Source organism: Citrobacter sp. LJND-P06 (assembly GCF_058188415.1).
In genome coordinates, this window is record NZ_CP187317.1 from 156,306 (window position 1) to 175,132 (window position 18,827).

15 protein-coding genes, 1 tRNA gene and 1 other RNA gene are annotated in these 18,827 nt (G+C 52.1%); 12 read left to right on the forward strand and 5 right to left on the reverse strand.

Annotation, left to right across the window (positions count from 1 at the left end; translation table 11 throughout):
- Nucleotides 1-181: 181 nt before the first annotated feature.
- The 10 genes from ACO7SM_RS00735 to ACO7SM_RS00780 all read left to right on the forward strand — a co-directional run bounded on the left by ACO7SM_RS00735 (nt 182) and on the right by ACO7SM_RS00780 (nt 11,604).
- Nucleotides 182-1,384: an L-lactate MFS transporter gene (locus ACO7SM_RS00735; RefSeq protein ID WP_203359630.1), complete on the forward strand. Its 1,203-nt coding sequence runs from the start codon at nt 182-184 to the stop codon at nt 1,382-1,384.
- A 278-nt stretch (nt 1,385-1,662) separates the two neighbouring features.
- Entirely contained in the window at nt 1,663-3,354 is a 1,692-nt protein-coding gene (gene eptB, locus ACO7SM_RS00740; protein ID WP_490469318.1) for a kdo(2)-lipid A phosphoethanolamine 7''-transferase, read from the forward strand.
- 91 nt (nt 3,355-3,445) lie between these two features.
- A tRNA-Pro gene (locus ACO7SM_RS00745) sits at nt 3,446-3,522 on the forward strand.
- A 34-nt stretch (nt 3,523-3,556) separates the two neighbouring features.
- Nucleotides 3,557-3,689, forward strand: a non-coding RNA gene (locus ACO7SM_RS00750) — RtT sRNA.
- An 824-nt stretch (nt 3,690-4,513) separates the two neighbouring features.
- The gene (gene dppA / locus ACO7SM_RS00755) at nt 4,514-6,121 is read left to right on the forward strand and encodes a dipeptide ABC transporter periplasmic-binding protein DppA (RefSeq protein ID WP_490469319.1); all 1,608 of its coding nucleotides are present in this window, start codon (nt 4,514-4,516) and stop codon (nt 6,119-6,121) included.
- A gap of 161 nt (nt 6,122-6,282) precedes the next feature.
- Complete coding sequence (dppB, locus tag ACO7SM_RS00760) at nt 6,283-7,302, forward strand: dipeptide ABC transporter permease DppB (protein ID WP_490469320.1); 1,020 nt, start codon at nt 6,283-6,285, stop codon at nt 7,300-7,302.
- 9 nt (nt 7,303-7,311) lie between these two features.
- The gene (gene dppC, locus ACO7SM_RS00765; RefSeq protein ID WP_490469321.1) at nt 7,312-8,214 is read left to right on the forward strand and encodes a dipeptide ABC transporter permease DppC; all 903 of its coding nucleotides are present in this window, start codon (nt 7,312-7,314) and stop codon (nt 8,212-8,214) included.
- Nucleotides 8,215-8,224: 10 nt separating this feature from the next.
- Entirely contained in the window at nt 8,225-9,208 is a 984-nt protein-coding gene (gene dppD / locus ACO7SM_RS00770; protein ID WP_490469322.1) for a dipeptide ABC transporter ATP-binding protein, read from the forward strand.
- Nucleotides 9,205-10,209 (forward strand): dipeptide ABC transporter ATP-binding subunit DppF, encoded by a 1,005-nt coding sequence (gene dppF / locus ACO7SM_RS00775; RefSeq protein ID WP_490469323.1) that lies wholly within the window; start codon nt 9,205-9,207, stop codon nt 10,207-10,209. Before dppD ends, dppF begins: the two co-directional genes overlap by 4 nt.
- Before the next feature lie 180 nt (nt 10,210-10,389).
- Nucleotides 10,390-11,604 (forward strand): sigma-54 interaction domain-containing protein, encoded by a 1,215-nt coding sequence (locus tag ACO7SM_RS00780; RefSeq protein ID WP_490469324.1) that lies wholly within the window; start codon nt 10,390-10,392, stop codon nt 11,602-11,604.
- 42 nt (nt 11,605-11,646) lie between these two features.
- Here ACO7SM_RS00780 and ACO7SM_RS00785 read toward each other — a convergent pair whose 3' ends face one another.
- Together ACO7SM_RS00785 and megL are read right to left on the reverse strand one after the other, a co-directional pair.
- On the reverse strand, nt 11,647-12,945 hold the full coding sequence (locus tag ACO7SM_RS00785; protein WP_490469325.1) for an aromatic amino acid transport family protein: 1,299 nt from the start codon (nt 12,943-12,945) through the stop codon (nt 11,647-11,649).
- 129 nt (nt 12,946-13,074) lie between these two features.
- Nucleotides 13,075-14,271: a methionine gamma-lyase gene (gene megL, locus ACO7SM_RS00790; protein WP_490469326.1), complete on the reverse strand. Its 1,197-nt coding sequence runs from the start codon at nt 14,269-14,271 to the stop codon at nt 13,075-13,077.
- A 436-nt stretch (nt 14,272-14,707) separates the two neighbouring features.
- Between megL and ACO7SM_RS00795 the strand changes: the two genes are divergently transcribed.
- The gene (locus ACO7SM_RS00795) at nt 14,708-14,815 is read left to right on the forward strand and encodes a type I toxin-antitoxin system toxin Ldr family protein (RefSeq protein ID WP_490469327.1); all 108 of its coding nucleotides are present in this window, start codon (nt 14,708-14,710) and stop codon (nt 14,813-14,815) included.
- An 83-nt stretch (nt 14,816-14,898) separates the two neighbouring features.
- Here ACO7SM_RS00795 and bcsG read toward each other — a convergent pair whose 3' ends face one another.
- From bcsG to bcsE, 3 genes are read right to left on the reverse strand one after another with little or no spacing between them, the layout of a single operon-like run.
- Nucleotides 14,899-16,578 (reverse strand): cellulose biosynthesis protein BcsG, encoded by a 1,680-nt coding sequence (gene bcsG, locus ACO7SM_RS00800; RefSeq protein ID WP_490469328.1) that lies wholly within the window; start codon nt 16,576-16,578, stop codon nt 14,899-14,901.
- Nucleotides 16,575-16,766, reverse strand: a complete 192-nt coding sequence (gene bcsF, locus ACO7SM_RS00805; RefSeq protein WP_490469329.1) for a cellulose biosynthesis protein BcsF — start codon at nt 16,764-16,766, stop codon at nt 16,575-16,577. The genes bcsG and bcsF overlap by 4 nt, the downstream gene beginning before the upstream one ends.
- Entirely contained in the window at nt 16,763-18,322 is a 1,560-nt protein-coding gene (gene bcsE / locus ACO7SM_RS00810) for a cellulose biosynthesis c-di-GMP-binding protein BcsE (RefSeq protein WP_490469330.1), read from the reverse strand. The genes bcsF and bcsE overlap by 4 nt, the downstream gene beginning before the upstream one ends.
- Before the next feature lie 307 nt (nt 18,323-18,629).
- On the opposite strand from bcsE, the gene bcsR reads away from it, so the two are divergent.
- Nucleotides 18,630-18,818, forward strand: coding sequence for a cellulose biosynthesis protein BcsR (gene bcsR / locus ACO7SM_RS00815; RefSeq protein ID WP_162382606.1), 189 nt, complete (start codon nt 18,630-18,632; stop codon nt 18,816-18,818).
- Nucleotides 18,819-18,827 lie beyond the last annotated feature (9 nt).

Sequence of the window (18,827 nt, forward strand, 5' to 3'; positions counted from 1 at the left end):
TGTGTACTAACTGACTCAAAAAAAATCAGCTCATCGCTTATTTGTCTCGTCATTCATTCCGCAATCCAGGCATTTCATTCCGTTCTGATGGCATTTCATGCCGTTTTTTCCCTGCATAAAAAGCACTTCGTTATTGTGGTCAGCAGTGAATGACTCCATTTGTTTATGCAGGAAGACGGCCATGAAAAATTCTGATTATCAGCGCACCCGTTGGTTAACGCTTATCGGCACCATCATTACACAATTTGCGTTAGGTTCTGTTTACACCTGGAGCCTGTTTAACGGCGCGCTCTCTGAAAAGCTGAATGCGCCCGTCAGTCAGGTCGCGTTCTCATTCGGTCTGTTGAGCCTGGGCCTGGCGATCTCTTCTTCCGTTGCCGGTAAACTTCAGGAACGTTTCGGCGTGAAACGCGTCACGATGGCGTCCGGGATTATGCTGGGCGTGGGATTCTTCCTGACGGCTCACTCTGACAACCTGATCATGCTGTGGCTGAGTGCCGGTGTGTTGGTCGGCCTGGCGGATGGCGCAGGATACCTGTTAACCCTCTCCAACTGCGTGAAGTGGTTCCCGGAGCGCAAAGGTCTGATTTCTGCTTTTGCGATAGGTTCTTATGGTCTGGGCAGCCTGGGCTTCAAATTTATCGATAGCCATCTTCTGGCAAGCGTAGGTCTGGAAAAAACGTTCATGATTTGGGGCGCTATTGCGCTGGTGATGATTGTCTTTGGTGCCACACTGATGAAAGACGCACCGAATCAGGAAGTTAAAGCGAAAAATGGCGTTATGGAGAACGACTACACGCTGGCTGAATCCATGCGTAAACCTCAGTACTGGATGCTGGCAGTGATGTTCCTGACGGCGTGCATGAGCGGTTTGTATGTCATTGGTGTGGCGAAAGATATTGCTCAGGGTCTGGTGCATATGGACGTTGCGACGGCGGCAAATGCAGTGACCGTCATCTCTATCGCCAACCTGTCTGGTCGTCTGGTGCTGGGTATCCTGTCTGACAAAATGTCCCGTATCCGGGTCATCACGATCGGTCAGGTCATTTCACTGGTTGGTATGGCGGCTCTGCTTTTCGCCCCGCTGAATGAGGTGACGTTCTTTGCTGCCATCGCCTGTGTTGCTTTCAACTTTGGCGGTACGATCACGGTGTACCCATCGCTGGTCAGCGAGTTCTTCGGCCTGAATAATCTGGCGAAAAACTACGGTGTTATTTACCTGGGCTTTGGTATCGGCAGTATCTGCGGTTCGCTGATTGCGTCCCTGTTTGGTGGGTTTTACGTTACCTTCTGCGTTATCTTCGCGTTGTTGATTATCTCTCTGGCGCTCTCCACAACGATTCGCCAGCCGAAACAAGAAAGACTCGAAGCGGTGCATGCGTAACCTTCACACCGGATAAACACGTTGAGAAAGGCCAGTCTAATGACTGGCCTTTTTTCGTATTCCCCGTCTGCTGTCACTGATAATTTGTGTATTGGTTCTTGCATTTTTGTAAATCTATGCTTTGATCACACACTTTGTAGACACTTTTTCCTCTTCTTGTGGTCTACTTAGCCGCGCTTGTAGATTGTCCTGATACTACTACTTCCGCATTTTCACCTGTCCGGTCTGTTTGACCGTTGCGCAGGCAGTTTTAATCCCGACTCCCAGGGTTTGTTTGCATGAGATACATTAAGTCGATAACGCAGCAAAGGCTTAGCTTCTTGCTGGCGCTTTATATCGGTCTGTTTATGAATTGTGCTGTATTTTACCGTCGCTTCGGTAGCTACGCGCAAGAATTTACCGTCTGGAAAGGACTCTCTGCGGCTGTCGAATTGGCGGGTACTGTTCTCGTCACGTTCTTTTTATTACGCCTTCTCTCGCTGTTTGGCCGACAAGCCTGGCGTGTACTCACCACGCTGGTTGTACTCTTTTCCGCTGGCGCCAGTTATTACATGACCTTCCTGAATGTGGTCATCGGCTACGGCATTGTGGCTTCTGTCATGACCACCGATATTGATTTATCGAAAGAGGTTGTGGGGCTGCATTTCATTCTATGGTTAGTGGCGGTAAGCATCCTGCCGCTGTTTTTTATCTGGAGCAACCGCTGCCGTTATACGCTACTGCGCCAGTTGCGCACGCCGGGTCTGCGCGTTCGCAGTGTGGCCGTTGTCGTGCTTTCCGGACTGATGGTCTGGGCGCCGATTCGTTTGCTTGACGTACAGCAGAAGAAAGTTGAGCGGGCAACGGGGGTCGATTTACCCAGTTATGGCGGTGTGGTGGCAAACTCTTACCTGCCATCAAACTGGCTATCCGCGTTGGGTTTATACGCCTGGGCACAGGTGGATGAATCCTCCGATAATAAGTCGTTAATGAACCCAGCCAAGAAATTCACCTATGTAGCGCCAAAAGACGTCGATGACACGTATGTGGTGTTTATCATTGGCGAAACGACGCGCTGGGATCACATGGGTATTTTCGGCTATGAACGAAATACCACGCCTAAGCTGGCACAGGAGAAGAACCTGGCGGCATTCCGTGGTTACTCATGCGATACCGCGACGAAACTCTCCCTGCGTTGCATGTTTGTGCGTCAGGGTGGGGCGGAAGATAACCCGCAACGTACGCTGAAAGAGCAGAACATTTTTGCGGTGCTTAAGCAGTTAGGATTCAGCTCAGACCTGTATGCGATGCAGAGCGAGATGTGGTTCTACAGCAACACGATGGCCGATAATATCGCCTATCGTGAGCAGATTGGCGCCGAGCCGCGCAACCGTGGCAAGACTGTCGATGACATGCTGTTGGTTGAGGAAATGCAGCAGTCATTAAAGCGTAATACAGACGGCAAGCATTTGATTATTCTGCATACCAAAGGGTCGCACTTTAACTACACCCAGCGCTATCCGCGTAGCTATGCGCAATGGACGCCGGAGTGTGTTGGGGTGGATAACGGCTGTACCCGAGCCCAGATGATCAACTCTTACGATAACTCGGTGACTTACGTCGACCATTTTATTACCAGCGTTTATGACCAGTTGCGCGATAAGAAAGCCATTGTGTTCTATGCTGCGGATCATGGCGAGTCGATCAATGAGCGTGAGCATCTGCACGGCACACCGCGTAATATGGCGCCGCCAGAGCAGTTCCGCGTCCCCATGCTGGTCTGGATGTCCGACAAGTATCTTGAGAATCCGCAACATGCGCAGATGTTTGCTCAGTTGAAGCAGGAAGCCGAAATGAAGGTGCCGCGTCGTCATGTTGAACTCTATGACACCATTATGGGTTGCCTCGGTTTTACCTCGCCAGATGGCGGAATTAACGAGAACAATAACTGGTGTCGTATTCCTGACGCGGGGAAAGCCGCAGCGAACTAACCGCACTGCTGACTTTCTCGCCGATTAGTGGACATTTTAATACTAAGGGATTGACGGGCGCGCACCCCAGCAGTAATATGCGCCCCGCATTCGGTGATTGGCGCAGCCTGGTAGCGCACTTCGTTCGGGACGAAGGGGTCGGAGGTTCGAATCCTCTATCACCGACCAAATTAGAAAAGCCCGCTCTCTGAGCGGGCTTTTTGCTTTCCGGAATCCACGAGGATGAGAACCTCCGGGGGCAAGAGGTTCGACTCGAGCGTAGCGAGAGAACGTTGCGTCAGCAACGGCCCGCAGGGCGAGCCACGTAGTGGCGAGTAATCCTCTATCACCGACCAAATTAGAAAAGCCCGCTCTCTGAGCGGGCTTTTTGCATCTGTAGGCCTGATAAGCGAAGCGCCATCAGGCAAAAACACCACATCACACCCGGCATTGCCGGATGGCGGCGCAAGCGCCTTATCCGTCCTGGGGGTGAAGCGCCATCAGGCAAAAACACCGCATCGTACCTGGCATTGCCGGATGGCGGCGAAAGCGCCTTATCCGTCCTGGGGGCGAAGCGCCATCAGGCAATGTGCGTCCCGAATCCCACCTGTGGCTGATCTGCGCGATTACGACAAAAAATCTTCCCCACTTCTCACTGTGTGTTAACGATTTTGTGACATATTCCATTGCCTTTTTTGATATTTGCTTGAATCTTTTTTTGCGTTACTTATGACTGAAACCAGCATTTTCCGCTGTGCGTTTTAACGTTCATGATATTAATCGCTCAGATATGCAGCATCTGGTCAGAAATTTTTCATAATATGCACAAACGTTAACCACTAAATGTTGCGAAGTATGAAGCGATTAATTCTGGTGTTGTGCGCGTAGCACAAATTTCTCTGCTGAAAATAGCGGTCTGAAGTTTTTTTAATCTTTGTTTGTGAATTCTCACCATTGTTGTAAATCGCGGTTACCTGTATTGACGTTTTCACATTCTGTTGACAGATTGTAGGGCATGAGGGGCATTTCATGGAGAATCCGCACTGCAACTCAGTCGTTTATGTGAACGGAATCCCCATCCTCTTAACGCCGACCCGGCCGGGTAAAAAACAAAAAAGGCCAGGCGGTGCAGCCCACTGCAAAGGGTAAAACAACAAAACATCACAATTGGAGCAGAAGAATGAGTATTTCCTTGAAGAAGTCAGGGATGCTGAAGCTTGGTCTGAGCCTTGTGGCTATGACTGTCGCAGCAAGTGTACAGGCTAAAACTCTGGTTTATTGTTCAGAAGGATCTCCTGAAGGGTTCAACCCGCAGTTGTTCACCTCTGGTACAACCTATGACGCCAGCTCAGTGCCTATCTATAACCGTCTGGTAGAATTTAAAACCGGTACGACCGAAGTCATTCCTGGCCTTGCTGAGAAGTGGGATGTCAGCGAAGACGGTAAAACCTATACCTTCCATTTGCGCAAAGGCGTGAAGTGGCAGGACAACAAAGAATTTAAACCGACGCGCGACTTTAATGCTGACGACGTCGTGTTCTCCTTCGATCGTCAGAAAAATGCGCAAAACCCGTACCACAAAGTTTCTGGCGGCAGCTATGAATACTTTGAAGGGATGGGACTGCCTGACCTGATTAGCGAAGTGAAGAAAGTGGACGACAGCACCGTTCAGTTCGTGCTGACGCGCCCGGAAGCGCCGTTCCTTGCTGACCTGGCAATGGACTTCGCCTCTATTCTTTCTAAAGAATATGCTGACAACATGCTGAAAGCCGGTTCGCCGGAAAAAGTCGACCTGAACCCAATCGGTACCGGTCCGTTCCAGTTGCTGCAGTACCAGAAAGACTCCCGTATTCTCTACAAAGCGTTCCCAGGCTACTGGGGCACCAAGCCGCAGATCGATCGTCTGGTTTTCTCCATTACGCCTGACGCCTCTGTGCGTTACGCCAAACTGCAGAAGAACGAATGCCAGGTGATGCCGTACCCGAACCCGGCAGACATCGCGCGTATGAAGCAGGACAAAAGCATCAACCTGATGGAGCAGGCGGGTCTGAACGTCGGCTATCTCTCCTTCAACACCGAGAAGAAACCATTTGATGATGTGAAAGTCCGTCAGGCGCTGACCTATGCGGTGAACAAAGAATCGATCATTAAAGCGGTGTACCAGGGCGCAGGCGTTGCGGCGAAGAACCTGATCCCGCCAACCATGTGGGGCTATAACGACGACGTTAAAGACTACAGCTATGACCCGGAAAAAGCCAAAGCGCTGCTGAAAGAAGCGGGTCAGGACAAAGGCTTTACTGTCGAGCTGTGGGCAATGCCGGTACAACGTCCGTACAACCCGAACGCTCGCCGTATGGCTGAGATGGTTCAGGCCGACTGGGCGAAGATTGGCGTTCAGGCCAAGATCGTGACCTACGAGTGGGGCGAGTATCTGAAACGCGCCAAAGCGGGTGAACACCAGGCCGTTATGATGGGCTGGACTGGCGACAACGGGGATCCGGATAACTTCTTCGCCACCCTGTTTAGCTGCGCTGCGGCGAAAGACGGTTCCAACTATTCTCGCTGGTGCTACAAGCCGTTTGAAGACCTGATTCAACCGGCTCGCGCGACCGACGACCACAACAAGCGTATTGAGCTCTACAAGCAGGCTCAGGTTGTGATGCATGACCAGGCGCCTGCGCTGATCGTTGCTCACTCCACCGTGTATGAGCCAGTGCGTAAAGAAGTCAAAGGCTATGTGGTTGATCCATTAGGCAAACACCACTTCGAAAACGTTTCTATCGAATAATTAAAAGCAACGCCGGGAGGCGCTACGCACCGTTAAGTCGGTTCGCGTATCGCCCCCGGCAGTAATGCTTTATCTCCTTCTCGCGTGAGGGGGAGATAAGATTTGTGAGCAATACAGATGCACTGTCACCAGGCGGCGCGTCATTAGAGAGAATCCGGGTTATGTTGCAGTTCATTCTCCGACGTTTGGGACTCGTCATCCCCACGTTTATCGGTATCACTCTTCTCACCTTTGCCTTCGTTCATATGATCCCTGGCGATCCGGTGATGATCATGGCGGGTGAGCGTGGTATCTCCCCTGAGCGTCACGCTCAATTACTGGCTGAACTCGGTCTTGATAAACCGATGTGGCAGCAGTACCTCCATTATATTTGGGGGGTTATGCATGGTGATTTAGGCATCTCGCTGAAAAGCCGCTTACCGGTGTGGGAAGAGTTCGTCCCTCGCTTTAAAGCGACGCTGGAACTGGGTGTTTGCGCCATGATTTTCGCGACTGCGGTCGGGATTCCGGTCGGGGTTCTCGCCGCCGTCAAGCGCGGTTCCATTTTCGATCACACCGCCGTTGGCCTTGCGCTGACCGGTTACTCCATGCCTATTTTTTGGTGGGGCATGATGCTGATTATGTTGGTCTCCGTGCAGTGGAACCTGACGCCGGTTTCCGGGCGGGTGAGCGATATGGTGTTCCTTGACGATACCAATCCGTTGACCGGCTTTATGCTGATCGACACGGCCATCTGGGGTGAAGAGGGCAACTTTATTGATGCGCTGGCGCATATGGTTCTGCCTGCCATGGTGCTCGGCACCATCCCGCTGGCGGTGATTGTGCGTATGACGCGCTCCTCGATGCTGGAAGTGCTGGGTGAGGATTACATCCGTACCGCGCGCGCCAAAGGGCTCACCAGGATGCGCGTGATCGTCATTCACGCCCTGCGTAACGCCATGCTGCCTGTCGTGACGGTGATTGGTTTGCAGGTGGGGACGTTACTGGCCGGGGCAATCCTGACCGAAACTATCTTCTCGTGGCCTGGACTTGGGCGCTGGCTGATTGATGCGTTGCAACGTCGTGATTATCCGGTAGTACAAGGCGGAGTGTTGCTGGTCGCGACGATGATTATTCTCGTCAACCTGCTGGTCGATCTGCTGTACGGCGTGGTGAACCCGCGTATTCGTCATAAGAAGTAAGGGGCCATCATGTCACAGGTTACTGAAAATAAAGTTATTGCTGCACCGGTGCCAATGACCCCGCTGCAGGAGTTCTGGCACTACTTTAAACGCAACAAAGGTGCCGTTGTGGGTCTGGTGTATGTCGTCATCATGATCCTGATTGCGGCCTTTGCAAACTTCCTCTCCCCCTATAATCCGGCAGATCAGTTCCGTGATGTGCTGCTGGCACCGCCTGCATGGCAGGAAGGTGGCACGCTGGCGCACCTGCTGGGAACTGACGACGTAGGTCGTGATGTGCTGTCGCGCCTGATGTACGGCGCGCGTTTATCGCTGCTGGTCGGTTGTCTGGTGGTGGTGTTGTCGCTGATCATGGGCGTCGTGCTGGGACTGGTGGCGGGTTACTTCGGCGGTATCGTCGATAACATCATTATGCGCGTGGTCGATATCATGCTGGCCTTGCCAAGTCTGCTGCTGGCGCTGGTATTGGTGGCGATATTTGGCCCCTCGATTGGTAACGCCGCACTGGCGCTGACCTTCGTGGCGCTGCCGCACTATGTGCGTTTAACGCGTGCGGCGGTGTTGGTCGAGGTGAACCGCGATTATGTCACCGCATCCCGCGTGGCAGGCGCTGGCGCGATGCGTCAGATGTTCGTCAATATATTCCCTAACTGCCTTGCGCCGCTGATCGTTCAGGCGTCGCTCGGTTTTTCTAACGCCATTCTCGATATGGCTGCCCTTGGCTTCCTGGGTATGGGCGCGCAGCCGCCAACGCCGGAGTGGGGCACCATGCTCTCCGACGTGTTGCAGTTCGCGCAAAGTGCCTGGTGGGTCGTGACCTTCCCGGGTCTGGCGATCCTGCTGACGGTGCTGGCATTTAACCTGATGGGTGACGGTCTGCGTGACGCGCTCGATCCCAAACTGAAGCAGTAAGAGGTTCGAGATGGCGTTATTAAATGTAGACAAATTATCGGTACACTTCGGCGACGAAGGTACCCCATTTCGCGCCGTAGACCGTATCAGCTATAGCGTAAATCAGGGCGAAGTGGTCGGTATTGTGGGTGAGTCCGGCTCGGGTAAATCGGTCAGTTCGCTGGCGATCATGGGACTGATTGATTATCCCGGTCGCGTGATGGCGGAAAAGCTGGAGTTTAACGGCCAGGATCTGAAGCGGATCTCTGAGAAAGAGCGACGCAATCTGGTTGGTGCCGAAGTGGCGATGATCTTCCAGGATCCGATGACCAGCCTTAATCCGTGCTACACCGTCGGTTTCCAGATTATGGAAGCCATCAAGGTGCATCAGGGCGGCAACAAGAAAACTCGCCTTCAGCGTGCGATCGACCTGTTAAACCTGGTCGGTATTCCTGACCCGGCCTCACGCCTGGATGTCTATCCGCACCAGTTGTCCGGTGGGATGAGCCAGCGTGTGATGATTGCGATGGCCATCGCCTGTCGGCCAAAGCTGCTGATCGCCGATGAACCCACCACCGCGCTGGATGTGACTATCCAGGCGCAAATCATCGAACTGCTGCTGGAACTGCAGCAGAAAGAGAACATGGCGCTGGTGTTGATTACCCACGACCTCGCGCTGGTGGCGGAAGCTGCACACAAAATCATTGTGATGTACGCCGGTCAGGTGGTGGAAACGGGTAATGCGCATGATATCTTCCGCGCTCCGCGACATCCGTATACGCAGGCGCTGTTACGCGCATTGCCCGAATTTGCGCAGGACAAGGCGCGACTGGCCTCGCTGCCGGGCGTGGTGCCGGGGAAATATGACCGCCCGAATGGCTGTCTGCTGAATCCTCGCTGCCCGTATGCGACGGACAAATGCCGTAGCGAAGAGCCGGAACTGATGCAACTGGGTGAAGGTCGCCAGTCGAAATGCCACTACCCACTCGATGATGCCGGGAGGCCAACACTATGAGTACGCACGAGGCCACCTCGCAACAACCGCTGTTGCAGGCAATCGATCTGAAGAAATACTATCCGGTGAAAAAGGGGCTGTTCGCCCCTGAACGACTGGTAAAAGCGCTGGATGGCGTTTCATTTACCCTGGAGCGCGGTAAAACCCTGGCGGTGGTGGGCGAGTCTGGCTGTGGGAAATCCACGCTTGGTCGTCTGTTGACGATGATTGAAACCCCGACCGGCGGTGAGCTGTATTATCAGGGACAGGATCTGCTCAAGCACGATCCGCAGGCGCAGAAACTGCGTCGGCAGAAAATCCAGATCGTTTTCCAGAACCCGTACGGTTCCCTGAACCCGCGTAAAAAGGTGGGACAGATTCTGGAAGAACCGCTGCTGATTAATACCTCGCTCAGCAAAGAGCAGCGCCGTGAAAAAGCGCTGGCGATGATGGCGAAAGTCGGACTCAAAACCGAGCATTACGATCGCTATCCGCACATGTTCTCCGGCGGTCAGCGGCAGCGTATCGCCATTGCCCGTGGACTGATGCTCGATCCCGATGTGGTGATTGCCGACGAACCGGTCTCCGCGCTGGACGTTTCTGTGCGCGCGCAGGTGCTGAACCTGATGATGGATTTGCAGCAGGAGTTGGGGCTTTCGTATGTCTTTATCTCGCATGACCTGTCGGTGGTGGAACACATTGCCGATGAAGTGATGGTGATGTATTTAGGCCGCTGCGTGGAGAAAGGAACGAAAGACCAGATCTTCAGCAATCCCCGCCATCCGTATACGCAGGCTCTGCTTTCCGCAACGCCGCGTCTGAACCCGGACGATCGCCGCGAGCGCATCAAACTGACTGGCGAACTGCCCAGCCCGTTGAATCCGCCGCCGGGGTGCGCCTTTAATGCGCGCTGTCGTCGTCGCTTCGGCCCCTGCACTCAGTTGCAGCCGCAGCTTAAAGACTACCGTGGTCAAATGGTGGCCTGCTTCGCTGTCGATCAGGATGAAAATCCGCAGCAATAACTGCCGATTATCCCCGCATAACCGGAGCCTTGTGCTCCGGTTTTTTTATATTTTATTTTTGAACCCACAATGTGAGTCCATTGGCAGAAGATTATTTCGTATAGATTAGAATGTATGCAGAATTCGTAACGTCACAGAATTATCGGTTAAATCGCAGTTGCTGAATAAAATGGAGCAAACGTGGTCACGATACGCTGGGATATCAGAACAATCGATCGCCTGTCCATGGTTGAGGATGTCCTCAAGGAGTTCTCCTGCTGCGACACTAATATTATTTCAATGAAGGTCGCGCCCGGCAGGATCCTGATTAAATCCTGGTGCCGTCGCATGCAGGATATTTCCAGCGTGCAGGCCCGGTTATGCCAGCGCGCAGACATTATCAATGTTACTTACCTTTCCGAAGATATGACTGAGCGCTCGTCGTCAGAACTGACTCGCCCGCGTTATTTCTCCGATATCATTTGCAGCAGCCCGGGCATGCAGTCGCTGATTGAAAAAGCGATAAAAATTGCCGACAGCAAATATACGGTGTTGATCCGGGGTGAAACCGGAACCGGTAAGGAATTGCTGGCACGCGCTATTCATAATTCCGGGCAGCGTCGTTTTTATCCTTTTATCCCCGTGAACTGTTCTGCACTTCCTGAAACGCTGATGGAGAGTGAATTTTTCGGCTATGAAAAAGGGGCATTCAGCGGTGCTGACAGCAAAGGGAAAAAAGGCCTTTTCGAGATGGCGGACCATGGTACGCTTTTTCTGGATGAGTTCGGTGAAATGCCGTTGAATCTTCAGGTTAAATTGTTGCGTGTGTTGCAGGATGGCGGCATTCGCCGGGTCGGCGGTTCACACGTTATCCCGGTTAATGCGCGTATTATTGTCGCCACCAACGCCAACCTGGAAGAGATGGTTGAACTGCGTCAACTGCGCGCCGATCTTTATTATCGTATTAATGTCCTTTCGCTCACTATCCCTCCGCTTCGCGAACGCCCGGAGGATATCGCCTTGCTGATCCGCCACTTTGTCCATAAATATGCAAAGGAGTTTCAGCGGCGGCTTATTCTGGACAGAGCCTGTTTTTCATTTTTACTCCGTCATCGCTGGCCGGGTAATGTCAGAGAACTGGAAAACGCCATTATCCGGCTGATGCTAATGTCTGAGTGTGATGTGATAACGACGGAGGATTTACGTCTGGTGAGCCTGCCGGTTGAAGAATGCCCAAATATAAACCAGGGTACGGCATTCCCGTTTAAAGAGCAGGTTCAGCATGCAGAGCGTAAAATCATTGAGCAGATGGTCGGTGAGAACGTATCGTCACGGGATATTGCAAAAGCGCTGGGTGTCTCGCATACCACCGTGCTGAATAAGATCCGTAGTTATCAACTTGAGGGTGTTCATTAAGCGCCGCCACTCGCAGGAGCCGCTGACGGCGCTTAACCCGAATTATTCAATCAGCTTCAATAGCGGTGAAAAGCACAGCAGGATCCCGTACAGCAAAATCAGCCAGGTTCGCAGACCGCGCAGTTTTTCCAGTTGTTTGACTTTATAGATCAGGAAGAATGGAATGATACAGGAAACAATTCCGTAGAGCGGGCTACCCAACTGGAAGAATACAAGTACCGAGACGCGGAAAGAAACCCAAATAACCAGTGTGATGACAATAAAAGTACAAATACCCAGGGTAAGCGTCAGTGGGCTAATTTTCTCAACGTTAATTACGCGACTCAGTAAATTAAGAATAATGCCTTTCATCGCTTCATGAAAACCGAGATAAATACCAAAAAAGGCCGTCAGCACTGCGAAGATATTTAATATCGTGGATGTGATATGAATAATTTTCCCCGGAATCACCTGCGCTGCCAGCGCCAGTGCGGAGATATTTTGTTCAAAAGCGGAAACGGCTTCTTCATGGCTAATCGAAAACGTAAACGAGAAGGAGAAGAATAAAATAACCGCAATCAGAGTGATGTAGCTAATACGGTGTGTACGGATCGCCATTCGGGTTGCCAGAACCCTGTCGGCCTCGCGTTTGCGGTAGGCGATATTCATTGGGTTTAGCACCTGAATAAACACCGCGGAGAAAAAGCAAAAAGGAACCGTCAGCAACACGTCGCGGAGGAAGACTGATGCCTGTGGAAATGCCGTTATGTTACTGAAATTCCAGTGTGGAATCATGGCGAAACCAAACACGACAATGATGCCGACTTTCACCACGACCATCGGCCCTGAGATTTTAAACAGTAACTTTTCACCGCCGGATGCAATGGCGACAAGAAGGGCAAAGATCGCCACTTTGTAGAGGATCGATTGCGAGAGGTCTGCCTCTGTCAAACCAAATGTTTTAATATACGATGCGCTGTCAAATACAACGGATAACGAATAGATAAAGATACCGTGGATAATCATCAGGAAGTAGATTACCCCCAGAAATACTCCCCAGTTTTTACCCAAATAGTGGCTGATAATATCGGTATAATCGTTACAGGTTTCACTTTCAGATAATGTCTTTAAATAAATATCCTGCACAATATAGGTCGCCGGATAGGCAATAATAAAGGCGACGATAAATACCCATATTCCGGTAAGACCGATTTGCACGGGCATCAGTACTGTTCCCGCGCCAATGGCCATACCGATGCATAATAACACCCAGCCAAAATCATATTTTGTAAACGGTAATTTTTTTGAGGATGGCGTAATGGTTGCTTTATTGTTACTTAATTGTATTGTGTTGTCCTGCATAGAGCCCCCTGCCCAAAATACACATCATCCTCCGGGGTGCTTCATGGCGAAGGATGAGGCGTATAGCCAGGCTGTTTGTGCCTTGATTTCATCCCCCTGGACCGGTGATGTCGGTCCAGGGCGTCATGGTCAGAACGTTGCCTTTCTGATGGCATTTTCAAGGTCGTTAATAATATCTTCGGGATCTTCAAGACCCACAGAAAGACGGATAAGTCCGTCGGTAATACCTGCTTTTAGCCGTTCCTCTGGTGCAACAGGCGAATGTGTCATAGACGCAGGATGCTGAATGAGGGTTTCGGTATCACCGAGACTGACCGCGAGGAGGCACAATTCTACAGAATTGATCATTCGTCTGCCAGCCTCGAGTCCACCTGCAATTTCAAAGCTGATAATGCCGCCCGGCAGACTCATTTGCCGTTTGCCAAGCGCGTACTGCGGGTGCGATGGCAACCCGGGATAGTAAACGCGCGTGATTGCCGGGTGATTTTCCAGAAAACGGGCGATTTTTAGCGCATTTTCGCAGTGGCGCTCCATGCGGATGCCCAGCGTTTTAATACCGCGCAGTGTGAGCCAGGCGTTGAAAGGGCTCATGCAGCCGCCGGTGATATCTTTAAGACCGACAAAACGGGCCTGATCAATGAATGCCTGACTACCGACGATAACGCCGCCAATGACATCGCCATGGCCGTTAATGTATTTCGTGACGCTGTGCACCACGATGTCTGCGCCCAGCCGCAGCGGTTGCTGGCAATACGGCGACATGAATGTATTGTCCACGACCAGCAATGCGCCATGCTGATGCGCAATTCCGGCGACCGTTTCAATGTCGACCAGTGAGAGTGTTGGGTTGGCGGGTGTTTCGATATAGACAACACGGGTTTCCGGGCGTATCGCCGCACGAATTTCGTCGGGACTGGCGGCATTGACAAAGCTCACATTGATGCCGAACTTCGGCATGCTGTGCGACAGGAAGGCATGGGTACAGCCATAAATCGCACTGGCAGAAACGATATGGTCGCCTTGCTGGCACAGTGTTAGCAACGTGGTGGTGATTGCCGAAATACCCGAGGCCGTTGCCAGTGCCGCTTCACCTCTTTCGAGCACCGCCAGTTTTTTCTCCAGCGCATCGGTTGTCGGGTTGCCAAGGCGGGTGTAAATGTACCCGGATTCTTCGAGAGCAAAGCGGGCGGCGCCTTGTTCTGCACTGTCAAAAACAAATGTTGAGGTCTGAAAAATAGGTGTACTGAGCGCACCTGTGGAAGGGTCGGGTTGTTGGCCCGCGTGAACGATCTGGGTGTTGAATCCGTAAGTACGACAGTCAGTCATGATATCTCCTTTGATTCGAAACAAAACAGCTCATACTCAGATAGCAATCGCTGTGCCATGAAATGAGTTGTTTAATATCAATGTATTAGGAGGATTTATGTCAGGGCGAGTGTCAGGAAAGTTGCCAACTGGCAAAAATCTTTCCAGCGGCGGAGTGGCCGATCGTGATGAAAATCCGCTAAATGCGAGGCGTCACGCAGTGTGGGGGTGTGCGGGATGTTAAGGGCTGGGCGTTGCCGTAGAATCTGCGTTAAGCCGGGTTTACCCGGTGAGGCGCAATGTTGCGGGGGCTTGATCCCCGGCGGCATCGGTTGCTGGAAAGAGAAAACCCCCGCACGTTGTTCGGTATAAACCAGGCAACAAAACGGGGGCTAACTTGACTCCAGAGAAGTTAAGAATAGCCGCGAACAGTTGCCATTGCAACACAGGCGGTTTTATGACGCTCATGCAACTGAGCACGGCCTTCTGGCACGATCTGGCGGCTCCGGTCATCGCTGGCATTATTGTCAGCCTGATTGTGAACTGGCTACGTCACCGGAAGTAATGTGCCTTGTGGGCGTCAACCTGCTGCGATGGCAACATGCGCCCGAACCAGGCCGCAGGGGAGACTCTGCGGCCTTTTTCGGTTTACTGCGGATAAGGAACCCAGTCGCCGCCGTTCAGGCGCACATACGGTTTACCCTGATACTGAATGACCACCGCGTTGGCGTTCTCGGAGACTGGTGCGGTCTGCGGCAGTCCACCCGTCAGCTGGTTCCAGTTAACGTTGTCTTCTGCAAACAGCTTCCCGTCAAGCGCACGTACCACCAGTTCGGAGATAGCCAGATAGCTGCTCGGCTGGTTTATATCGATCGGCGCACCCTGGTGAGGGGCTTTCATCCCGAAGAATTTCACCGCAGCCGGTACGTTGGTAATGGAAGGGCTGGGGATATCACGCAGACCGGAGACCTGCATTCTGTCACCTTTCAGCGCGCCACCGTGTTCCGGCACCATCACGACCATCACTTTACGGCCAGACTTCTCCAGCTCAGTGAAGAAGGCATCCAGCTCATCGAACAGTTTTTGGGCGCGGACTTTGTAATCCGCCGTTTTGTTGACGCCAGGGAAATGGTTTCCGTCGTGCAGCGGCAGGGTGTTGTAGAACGTCGCGCTCCGCGAGTTTTCATCTTTCTCGGTGGTTTCCAGCCAACGATCGAGAACCGCGGTATCGTCATAAACCGGGGAGCCATCAAAGCCCAGCAGGGTGACAGGCAGACCTTTCTGATCCATAAGTTCGCTCTGCATACCGCCATTCTCACGAACTTCTTTCAGGAAGCCGCCAAACTCGCCGTCATGCCCCATCATCAGATGTTGGGTGAAACCCAGCTTTGACAAATTATCGAACATGTAACAGTCATTACCCGCGGGTTGATACAGGTTCGTATGCGAAGGCTGACCGCAACTGGCGCGCAGCAGGCGAATCGCCGCCGGGCCGCTGTAAGAGGTCGCGGAGTTAAAGTGTTTGAAGAGAATATCGAAATGCGCCCACAGCGGATGCGACGCCAGGCCTGCGGCTTCGACATCAGACCAGGAGAGCGAACAGATGTTGATCACCAACAGTTCGAACGGTTGAGCATCTGCTGGAAGTGAGCTCGGGAACGGCGTTTTCCGTTTCGCTTCGGCATTGTAGAAGGTGTTCAGCCAGGCAGACAGATTCGCAGTGGTGGGCGGTGCCGTCTGGGCCGGAATATCACCCACGACTGGCGTATCGCCCGCGGTGGCGACGGTCGCTGCCGCGGAACCACCGGTGGTAGTGACCGTGCTGGTGGGTTGACCTGCTGGCCACAGAGAGAAGTTCGGCCCTGCCAGCGTCAGAACGTTAAGCCAGATGAGGATCGCGACGACGAAAACCGTCACCCGAATCCACTGCGACAGGAATAGCCAGGCGATCAACAGAACGAATATCGCGCCAATCATCTGCCAGTTGATAAAACGGGTCACCAGATCAAGCATATAGTCGGCGCTAAATCCGGCAACTTGCGAACCCTGGCTTATGATGCTTTCCGGGCCAGGTAGCCAGGTGTCATGCCAGAAAAGCGCAAAACCAATCGGAATAGCAATCCAGTGGCGAATGCGATGCAAACTGTACTTTGGTATTGGCATGAGCAAAAAGGCCATGAATACCAGGTTCTGTAATGGGTGGAAATTGAGATAGCCAGCCCACAGCAGACCGAATTTCACCAGAAAGTAAAAATTCCAGCCAGAAAGCCCACGCCAGTATTGCCATAACGGCGAAGGCATTGATGAGGATTGAGTATACTGAGTCATTTGTTGTCTGCCTTGACTTTCGAAGCGCGGCGCAAGGTTCCGGCTGGTTTTACATAGCGAGGTTTGGCAAATAAAAGCCGGGTTGTATCCCGGATACGGCGAAGTGAATGGCGTGCCAGATAGCCCAGCGGGAAGAAAATCAGTGCGCAGAAGACAATGATCTGAATGATATCATTGATACTCATCATGATGTTCTCTCCACGGTATCATCCTGCAGTCGCCATGGTTTCGGAATACGCCGCCAGACTCGCCCATCGTGTTCAGCATTTAATACGGGGTTCGGCCCTTGCGTCAGCGGCAGTGGTTTGCCCCACATCTCTGGCGACAGTAAGCGCATTTGCACCAGTTCGGCGCTAATCAGGCTATCTTCGAACCAGACCATACGGTTGGAGAAAATATCGCCTGTCGGCAGTGGGAAAATATGGTTTAACGCGGTGTCCAAATCATTAACCCGGCAGAACGACAGAAACAGCACCAGACGATTGCCGCCAATGGTCATGATGTCGCCGGTGCGGTTGGGACGGCATAATGTGAGCGCCTGCTCGACACGAATGCCAGGTACCGGTCGCAATGCCACCATAACCCCTTTCCCATCTGCGGGAAGCAGCGTATTGGCCATCATGTTATGCACCGCTTCGCAGAAGACATCCCATTTTTGAAAGCCACGCAGTTTCAGCGGTTGTGTCATTGAGAGAAGCGTGGTGATGTCTTCCGGTACGTAACGGCTAAATTGTTGCCCCTGAACGCTTTCAATTAACGTCAGGCAGCGGGAGAGCGGCGCGTTCCACGGAACGACCATGTTGGCGCCGCAGCCTAGTAACAGGCGTTCATCGGTGGCACGTAAACTGGCGGTGTTTTCCCGCACAATGATTTTCAGCGCACTGCCCCGCTGGCGACGCAGGGTGTGGATGCTGCGCGCCATCGGTTCGATCTGGCTATTCTGGGCCAGAGAGAAAATGATCGTCGCCGCCTGAGCGGTACGCGCTTCGTTGAATAAGGTTTCGTTATTGTCGAAAAGCATCCAGTGCTCAGAGAGCGGAGGGGCGCCTTCGAGTACGGCAACGTTGCTGAGGATCCGTTTTTCGTCACTGCGAGGCTGGATCGCCGCTTCCTCCTGCTGAGCCAGTTCCCAGCGATTATCCTGATGGCGCAAGGTGAGTTGCTGACGTGCGCTAACCCCTTTTTCATTGCACCAGAATGCGATATCGAACAGATGTTGATCGCCCTGAAAACGTAAACTGGCAAGACCGAAAAGTGAGCGATATTCTCCCATCAACAATGATGACTGTTTGTCATTATTGTTCCCTGGGTTAATGACCAGCAGTGAACAGTGATGGCGTTGGGTCCATTTATTCATTTTTACCAGCCACTGACGCAGTCGGTCAGAGGATATATTTTGCCACGCGTTATTTGCGCAAATAAGGATGAAAAGATAATGAGTGGGCTGGAGGGAACAAAGCAAATCGCGGGGCAATGAGTATAGTCCCTTTTCCGAGTTCGGCATGGAAAATAACTGAATTTTTTCCGGACCGTGAGCCTCGTCTAATTTGACTGATTTTTCCAGATCGTTCCCCATGCAAATGACCGCGACTTTCGCGCTGCCCGTTTGAGACGCAATCGTTTGATTCACCATGCTGAGGGCGTCTTCATTGCGATCAGCGTTAAGCCACCAGACACCGCCGGCTGGCATATGGCGCAGTTCATCCCATAATGATGAGATACCGATAGAAAATACGGGGTCCACAGTGTCCCTCTTGTCACTATTTTATCTGCTTATCAGTTTACTAGCGAAAGCACAGAAATAAACCTAACATTGAAATTAAAACATAATTGAAATTAAAACGTATCAGATTTAGCATGTGAATCAATCTGTCAGGCAGGAAGCCTTGTGACACCGGTCTCTGAGTTTTTCATTATCATTATAAATCGCGCAATGAGAAGTTCAAAAAATGAACGATTTTCTGTGCTAAAGATAAACAATGAGAAGGGGCGGAATGCTGCCAGGAAAATGTCTGAAGCGTGGCGAGTATATTCAAAAGGGATAAATCAGAATGTATAACAATGAACCAGGTACTCAGTCTGATTCAGCTTTGGGCTATACCTTCCAAAATGATTTTCTGGCCCTAAGCCAGGCTTTTTCACTGCCTGAAATAGATTACACCGATATTTCCCAACGCGAACAGCTCTCTGCGGCGATTAAACGCTGGCCGTTGCTGGCTGAATTTGCGCAACAACAATAAGGGAGCCGT

Excerpts from the sequence above, each read along its gene's own strand:
- ACO7SM_RS00735 (WP_203359630.1), top strand. The coding sequence starts at position 182 with ATGAAAAATTCTGATTATCAGCGCACCCGTTGGTTAACGCTTATCGGC.
- eptB (WP_490469318.1), top strand. The coding sequence starts at position 1,663 with ATGAGATACATTAAGTCGATAACGCAGCAAAGGCTTAGCTTCTTGCTG.
- dppA (WP_490469319.1), top strand. The coding sequence starts at position 4,514 with ATGAGTATTTCCTTGAAGAAGTCAGGGATGCTGAAGCTTGGTCTGAGC.
- dppB (WP_490469320.1), top strand. The coding sequence starts at position 6,283 with ATGTTGCAGTTCATTCTCCGACGTTTGGGACTCGTCATCCCCACGTTT.
- dppC (WP_490469321.1), top strand. The coding sequence starts at position 7,312 with ATGTCACAGGTTACTGAAAATAAAGTTATTGCTGCACCGGTGCCAATG.
- dppD (WP_490469322.1), top strand. The coding sequence starts at position 8,225 with ATGGCGTTATTAAATGTAGACAAATTATCGGTACACTTCGGCGACGAA.
- dppF (WP_490469323.1), top strand. The coding sequence starts at position 9,205 with ATGAGTACGCACGAGGCCACCTCGCAACAACCGCTGTTGCAGGCAATC.
- ACO7SM_RS00785 (WP_490469325.1), bottom strand. The coding sequence starts at position 12,945 with ATGCAGGACAACACAATACAATTAAGTAACAATAAAGCAACCATTACG.
- megL (WP_490469326.1), bottom strand. The coding sequence starts at position 14,271 with ATGACTGACTGTCGTACTTACGGATTCAACACCCAGATCGTTCACGCG.
- ACO7SM_RS00795 (WP_490469327.1), top strand. The coding sequence starts at position 14,708 with ATGACGCTCATGCAACTGAGCACGGCCTTCTGGCACGATCTGGCGGCT.
- bcsG (WP_490469328.1), bottom strand. The coding sequence starts at position 16,578 with ATGACTCAGTATACTCAATCCTCATCAATGCCTTCGCCGTTATGGCAA.
- bcsF (WP_490469329.1), bottom strand. The coding sequence starts at position 16,766 with ATGATGAGTATCAATGATATCATTCAGATCATTGTCTTCTGCGCACTG.
- bcsR (WP_162382606.1), top strand. The coding sequence starts at position 18,630 with ATGTATAACAATGAACCAGGTACTCAGTCTGATTCAGCTTTGGGCTAT.